Here is a 6,790-nt window from a genome sequence, read left to right on the forward strand (position 1 = left end):
CCCGCCGCCCGGCGCGGGGGGCGCCGGCGGGGCCCGCCGGCGCCGCCCGGCCCGCCCCGCGTCCCCCGGGCCGCGCCCCCCCCCCGCGGCCCCCCCCCCCCCCCCACGGAGGGGAGTTACGGAGGCGAGTTACCGCAGGGCGCCGTGGACGGCCTCCGGGTCGGTGGGCGACAGCGGCGCCGCCGGGGCCGCGGTCTTGGCGGCGAGGGTCGGCGGCGGCGTCACCAGGACGGGCGTCGGATCGGCCTCCGGAGCACAGGTCTTGGCGATGCGGCCCTTGCCGTCGGGGAGGCTGCCGTCGCGCAGGTAGGCGGTGAAGGTGTCGTCCAGGCACGCGTTGCCGTGGAACAGGATCTCGTGGAAGCTGCCGCCGTCCTGCACGACCAGCTTGCTGCCCGGAAGCGCGTCGTGCATCGCGAGGCCGCCCTCGTACGGGGTGGCGGCGTCCTCGGTGGCCTGGAAGAGGAGGACGGGCGGCAGGCCCCTGCCGGTGATCTTCAGCCGTCCCGCCTGGTTGCCCTGGTAGGGCCAGAACATGCAGGCGGCGTTGTACCACATGTTGTTATACGTGTAGAAGGGCGCCGTGGCGTTGACCTTGGCCTGGTCCTTCTTCCAGGTCTCCCAGTCGCGCGGCCACGCGTTCTCGGTGCACTGCGCGGCGTTGTAGGCGGGGAAGGTGCCGTCGTCGGAGCCGGGCGCGGCGTACTTGTTGTAGGCGATGGTCAGCGGCCGGGTGTCGTGCTGCACGAGGTAGGACGACAGGACGGTGGCCATCCGGGGCCAGCGCAGGAAGTTGTAGCCGCCGCCGTAGAAGGTGTCCTCGAACTCGGCCGGGCCGATCCTGCCGGGGGCCGGCGCGGCGTCCGCCGGGTCCTTCCGCAGGGCGTCCTCGACCTGGGCGTACGCCTTCTCGACGGCGGCCCGGTCGGTGCCGAGGTGGTAGACGGAGTCGGCCTTGGCGGCCCAGCCGGCGAAGGCGTCGAAGCGGCGCTGGTGCTCCTTGTCCTGCAGGATGTTGTGGTCGTACCAGCTGATGGTCGGTCCGACGATGCTGTCGAGGACCATCCGGCGGACGCGCTTCGGGAAGAGCTGGCCGTACGTCGAGCCCAGTGAGGTGCCCCACGAGCCGCCGTAGAAGTTGATCTTCTGGGCGCCCAGGGCGCGGCGGATGCTGTCCATGTCGCGCGCGTTGTCGACCGTCGTCATGTGCGGCAGCAGCCAGGACCAGTCGGCCGCGCAGTCGGCGGCGTACCCGGCGGCCTTCTTCAGCCACGCCTTCGACGTGCCCTGGCTCACCTGGTAGTCGGGCCGCTCGGCGTCGAAGTAGTGGGCGTCGCACACGACATGGGGGTCGCTCGCGTTGGTGCCGCGCGGGTCGAAGCCGATCCAGTCGTAGGTGGAGGCGACGTCCTTCGGGATCTGCCCGGAGATGTAGGCGGGCATCCAGAGGCCGGAGTCGCCGGGGCCGCCGGGGTTGAGCAGGATCGGGCCCTGCTGCTTGTCCGCGGGGGCGGTGGCGGGCAGCCGGTTCAGCTTGATCTTGATCTTCCGGCCGTGCGGGTCGGCGTAGTTGACGGGCACGTCGAGCATCGCGCACTGGAGTGCCGGCGTGGCGGCGTCGTTGCAGGAGCTCCAGACGAGACTGCCCTGGCCGGTGTCCTCCAGGTTGGCGGTGTCGGGCTCGGCGGCGGAGGCGGCTCCGCCGAGGGCGGCGACGGCCGCGGCGGCCGAGAGGAGGGAGATGACTTTTCTCATGGGGAGCATGATGTGATATGTGCAATGGTACTGCCAGGGGCCTGACCGGACTTTACCAAGGCTTGACTGGCGCGGAGTTCGGCGTTCGGGGGACGGTTCTGGGGCATGGCCTGATCGGGCTCGGGGGTCGGGCTGGGGTGCCGGGCTCGGGGGTCGGGCTCGGGCTCGGGAGTCGGAGAGGGGTGCCGGTGGACAAGCCGATGCTGTACGTGGTCGTGTGCGCGGCCGGGGTCGCGGGTGGGGTGGGTGAACTGATCACGGCTGCCCAAGAGCGCGGCTGGGACGTCGGGGTGGTCGCGACGCCGCTCGCGACGGGCTTCATCGACGAGGCGGCGCTCGTCGCGCAGACCGGCCACCCGATCCGCTCGGCCTGGCGCAAGCCCGGCGACCCGCGTCCGCTGCGCGACCCGGACGCCATTGTCGTGGCGCCGGCGACCTTCAACACCGTCAACAAGTGGGCCGCCGGCATCTCCGACACGCTCGCCCTCGGCATCCTCTGCGAGTCGTACGGCTGGGGGATCCCGGTGGCCGTCCAGCCGTGCCTGAGCCCGGCGCAGGCGGCGCACCCGGCGTACGGGGAGAGCCTGCGGCGGCTGCGGTCGATGGGGGTGGCCGTCGCCGAGTACGTGCCGGGGGAGTTCAGCTGGACGCGGGCGCTGGATCTCCTGGCGCGCTGACGCCGGAGCGGTTCGGCGTGCGACGGACCGGGTCGGCGGGCGGGGCTGAGTTCCCCGGATCGCCGTTCGCACGCCCGTTCGGCGGCGCGCGTGGTGCGGCCGCCGTCCGCGCCCGGCACGGTGGGGACGTGCCGAGGACAACGCTCGTGGGCCTGTGCGCCCTGCTGCTCTGCGCGCCCGCCTCCGCGGCGTACGCGGCCGAACCCGGCTGGGCGGTCGCCGTCGTCGACCAGGCGTCCCGGCGCGTGCTCGTCCTGCAGGGCGCCGACGAGCTCGTGGAGTACGCCGGCCCCGACGAGCTGCCCGTCGTCTGGAGCTGGAGCGCCGACCGGGCGCCCGACCTCGCCGACCTCAGGCCCGCCACCACCTGGGACCTCCCGAACGAGGTCAAGAGCCGAACACGCGTCGGGCAGCGCTTCCTGCTGGTCACCGCCAGCGGCGGCCTCGCCGCCGTCGTCGACACCACCACGGGCGCGGCCCGCTGGGCGACCGACGTCGGGGAGACGGCCAACCCGCACAGCATCGAGCTGCTGCCGGACGGAAACGTGGCCGTCGCCGCGAGCGAGGGCGGCTGGGTGCGCCTCTACGCCGCCTCGCAGGGGCCGCGGGCGACCGCGTACGCCGAGTACGCGCTCCCCGACGCACACGGCGTCGAGTGGGACCGGCATACCGGCCTGCTCTGGGCCCTCGGCCACGACACCCTGACCGCCCTCACCGTCGGCGGCACCCCGGACGCGCCCACCCTCACCGCCGTCCGCGACGTCCCGCTTCCCGACCGCGGCGGGCACGACCTCGCGCCCGTCCTCGCCGCACCGGGACGGTTCTGGGTGAGCACCCTCCACGGGCTCTGGGAGTACGACACCGGCGACGGCGGCTTCACCCCCGTCCGGTTCGCCGACCGGGCAGCCGAGCGCGACATCAAGAGCGTCGGCGACGAACCCGGCACCGGGCGCCTCCTCACCGTCGCCCCCACGCACACCGCGCCGTGCGACTGGTGCACCTCCGTCCTCACCCTCCACCGGCCCGACGGCACCCGCCTCCTGCGCGGGACCCAGCTCTACAAGGCGCGCTGGTGGGGCGGGGGTTGGTGACGGGGCGCCTTCCAGGGGTGGCGGAGGGTGGCGAATTCACGCCCCCCGCCCGGGCATTCGGCTGATGCGGCATATTTTGTGCCCCGCCAAACTACTCCAATGGTAGTGAGTTTCCCGGGAGCGTCCGCAAACCTGTCGCGGGCCGTGCGGGCTGGGATAGCGTCCGTTCCGCCCGGGGGTGGTCCGACCGTTCCCCGTCCGACCGTTCCCCGGCGCATTCCGACGCATTCGGCCAGAGCCGGGCCCTGCCCTGCCGCGACTTATCCGGGAGAAAACATGCACAATTGTGTTTCCGGCCACCTTTCCGGTCACGTTTCCGGTCACCTTTCCGACCAGCAGCCAGCCGGGGTCGACGATCTGCGCCTCGCGGTCGACTCGCTGGCCGCCTTCCCGGCCCGGACCGCGGCCGGCGGCGCCGACGTCACCGGGCGCCTGGCCGCCGTCGCCGAACTCTGCCGCTCGGTCGACGCGGCGCTCGACAGCCTGGTCGTCCAGGCCGCCGCCGAGGCCGCCGAGGAGGGCTGGACCGCGGCCCGTATGGCGAGCGAACAGTCCGCCTACTACGCCAGGTTGCAGCGGGCGCTGCTCCCCGCCTCGGCCGGCGCCCGGCCGACGCAGCAGTGAGCGCCCTGCACCCCGGCGCCCACGTGCTGGCCTGCCCTACGCGGTGGAGCGACGTCGACGAGAACGGGCACATCAACAACGCCCGGCTGGTCGGCTACGTCCAGGAGGGGATTCACGACCTGTTCCGCCACCACGCGACCGCCGTGCGGGAATCGCTCTTCCCGTCCGGATTCATCATCGCGCGGCACGAGATCGATTACCTGGAACAGTTGCACCACCGGCCCGAGCCATTGTCCGTCCGGCTCTCCGTGGCCCGGCTCGGGCGGAGTTCCGCGCACATCGACGTGAATGTCTGCCGGGAACCGACCGTCTTTATGCGGGCCCGTACGGTGGTGGTCGCCAGGGACCGTGAATCCGGGCGTTCGCGGAAACTCGGCGAGAATGAGCGGCGATTTCTCTCCGGATTTATGCCGGAGTCCCTGCGGGGCGATGCGGTCGCGGGGGCGGTCGCGGTCGCGGGGGCGGGGATGACGGGGGAGGGGGAGTCTGCGGCGGTCGGGCCTTCGCATTGGGTTTCGGCCAGGGCCGGCGGTGCCGTTTTCGCCCGCCGTACGCGTCGGCGGTGCCGCGCCTCGGTGGCCTGACGGGCGCGTGCTTCCCGGGCCGATTCAGGGTGTGATCGACAACGGCGTCGATCCGCCCGCCCGGCCGCAGTACGCTGAGCAGCACGGGAACCGGTACGTTCCGCGCCGGTCACGTGCTGCGACGGTCCTTTCCCAGGTCGCATTCCCACCCCTCCGCAGCAGCCGCGGCCCTCGCCGTGCCCCGCCGGTCCCCACCGAGCGGAAGGAGGACGCGATGACCATTTCCTCGGAGGACTTCCTCGCCCGCGTCGTCGAGCGCGGGGAGTACGGGGGCCCTGCGGAGGCCGACCACGCCAGCCGCGTCGTGCTCGCCCTGCTCGGCGAGCACCTGGTCGGCGGCGAGCGGACCGAACTCGCCGACACCCTGCCCGCCGCCTACGCCACGCTCCTGCGCGACGCCGCACCGACCTGCGCACCGCTGACCGCCGAGCGCTTCGTCGAGGCCGTCGTCGGCTGGATCGACGGCGCCACCCCGGCGACCGCGCAGTGGGACATCGGGGCCGTCCTGAGCACCGTCACCGACCTCGCACCCGGGAACCTCGTCGACCGGGTGCTCGACCAGCTCCCTGACGGCTACGACCTGCTGTTCGGCCACCCGCTGCCGGCCTGATCCGGCGCGCCGGTCGTGGCGCGGAACACCTCGGCGTCCGGGCCGGACAACCACACCGGCCCGGCGCCGGCCGGCACCTTGTCAGCGGTCAGCACCTTGTCAGCGGCACAGTGCGGCGGCGCCGATCAGTCCTGCGTCGGTGCCCAGTTCGGCCTGGCGGACGTCGAGCTCCCGGACGTACGGCAGGGCGGCGTACACGTCGAGGTGGCGGGTGAGTGGGGTGAACAACAGCCTCCCGGCGGTGGCGACCCCGCCGCCGATCACGACCCGGTCGAGGTCGACGAGTGTGGCGGCGGCGGCGATTCCGGCTGCCAGGGCTTTCGCGGCGCGGTCGAAGGCGGCCAGGGCGATCTCGTTTCCGGCCGCGGCTGCCTCGGCGACGGCCCGCGCCGAACGGTCCTCGCCGGCCGGCTGCCAGCCCTCGGCCAGTGCGCGCCGCGCGATCGCGGTGCCGCTGGCGATGCCCTCCAGACAACCCCGCGAACCGCACGGGCACGGCTCGCCGTCCAGATCGACCGTGATGTGTCCGAGGTGACCGGCGTTCCCGCTCGGCCCGGGCCGCACGGCTCCGTCCAGCACCAGACCGGCGCCGACGCCCGTCGACACCACCAGGCACAGTGCGTTTGCGGCGCCCCGCGCTGCTCCCCTCCAGTGCTCGGCGGCGGCCATCGCGACGCCGTCGCCTGCCAGGCGCACCGGCAGGCTGTTCGTGGCCACGGCGGCGTGTGCGGTGACCTCGGCGACGAGCGGGAAGCCGCGCCAGCCCGGGATGTTGACGGGGCTCACCGTGCCCTGCGCGAGATCCACCGGGCCTGCGCTGCCGATGCCCACTCCGGTGACGCCTGCCCACTGCGGTTCGCCGGCCAGCTCGTCCAGCACCTTGCGGACGACGGCGAACACCGCCCCGGCCGGCTCCTGGGCGGGGGTCGGCAGCTGGATCCTGTGGTGGATCCGTCCGTTGTCGTCGACCAGTGCCCCGGCGATCTTTGTGCCGCCGATGTCGAGGGCGGCGTAGAGGGAGGTGGGGGGCATGGGGGTGGCTCCTGGGGGGTGGGCGGGTGCGGTGGTGGTTAGCGTAGTGGGGGCCGCTGCGCGGGGCTTGGGGTTCTGTGGGCTTTCGGGTGGGTGGGTGACGCCGGGGGTGGCTCCGGGGGTGGCTCCGGGGGTGGCTCCGGGGGTGGCCGCTCCGGGGGCTGGATGATTTTCCGACTGCCGACTCTGTGGGTGGGGTGTTCTCTCCGTTGGCAGTCTGAAAATCACCCGTCACGCCCCTCTCCGCGGCCACCCCCTCCGCCACCCCCTCCCGCAGCGCGACCCTCTCGCCTTGGGAGGGATAGGGGTGGGGAGTGGTGGGGGTGGGTGCATCGGTGCGGGTTGAAGGGTGGGGATAGGGGTGGGGGCGGGGAATTGAGGCGGGGGGGCGGGGCGGTGGCGCGCGCGCCCGCAGGG

The 6,790-nt window shown here is 73.4% G+C and carries 7 protein-coding genes; 5 read left to right on the plus strand and 2 right to left on the minus strand.

Features of this window, described 5'->3' with window-relative positions:
• Nucleotides 1–129 precede the first annotated feature (129 nt).
• Nucleotides 130–1,755 (minus strand): alpha/beta hydrolase, encoded by a 1,626-nt coding sequence (locus tag AB0O00_RS25715; RefSeq protein WP_363655535.1) that lies wholly within the window; start codon nucleotides 1,753–1,755, stop codon nucleotides 130–132.
• A gap of 200 nt (nucleotides 1,756–1,955) precedes the next feature.
• On the opposite strand from AB0O00_RS25715, the gene AB0O00_RS25720 reads away from it, so the two are divergent.
• The 5 genes from AB0O00_RS25720 (at nucleotide 1,956) to AB0O00_RS25740 (ending at nucleotide 5,341) form a co-directional block, all read left to right on the plus strand.
• On the plus strand, nucleotides 1,956–2,432 hold the full coding sequence (locus AB0O00_RS25720; RefSeq protein WP_363655546.1) for a flavoprotein: 477 nt from the start codon (nucleotides 1,956–1,958) through the stop codon (nucleotides 2,430–2,432).
• A 128-nt stretch (nucleotides 2,433–2,560) separates the two neighbouring features.
• On the plus strand, nucleotides 2,561–3,523 hold the full coding sequence (locus tag AB0O00_RS25725) for a DUF6528 family protein (protein ID WP_363655537.1): 963 nt from the start codon (nucleotides 2,561–2,563) through the stop codon (nucleotides 3,521–3,523).
• Nucleotides 3,524–3,799: 276 nt separating this feature from the next.
• Nucleotides 3,800–4,147 carry a hypothetical protein gene (locus tag AB0O00_RS25730; protein ID WP_363655539.1) on the plus strand — a complete coding sequence of 116 codons (348 nt, stop codon included), beginning with the start codon at nucleotides 3,800–3,802 and terminating at the stop codon, nucleotides 4,145–4,147.
• A complete protein-coding gene (locus AB0O00_RS25735; protein ID WP_363655540.1) occupies nucleotides 4,144–4,731 on the plus strand; it encodes a thioesterase family protein in 588 nt (195 codons plus the stop codon). Before AB0O00_RS25730 ends, AB0O00_RS25735 begins: the two co-directional genes overlap by 4 nt.
• Before the next feature lie 214 nt (nucleotides 4,732–4,945).
• The gene (locus AB0O00_RS25740) at nucleotides 4,946–5,341 is read left to right on the plus strand and encodes a DUF2267 domain-containing protein (protein WP_363655542.1); all 396 of its coding nucleotides are present in this window, start codon (nucleotides 4,946–4,948) and stop codon (nucleotides 5,339–5,341) included.
• A 99-nt stretch (nucleotides 5,342–5,440) separates the two neighbouring features.
• Here the strand turns inward: AB0O00_RS25740 and AB0O00_RS25745 are convergent, their stop codons facing one another.
• Nucleotides 5,441–6,373, minus strand: a complete 933-nt coding sequence (locus tag AB0O00_RS25745; protein WP_363655544.1) for an ROK family protein — start codon at nucleotides 6,371–6,373, stop codon at nucleotides 5,441–5,443.
• Nucleotides 6,374–6,790: the final 417 nt, after the last annotated feature.

Source organism: Kitasatospora sp. NPDC093558 (assembly GCF_040683475.1).
Lineage (GTDB): Bacteria > Actinomycetota > Actinomycetes > Streptomycetales > Streptomycetaceae > Kitasatospora.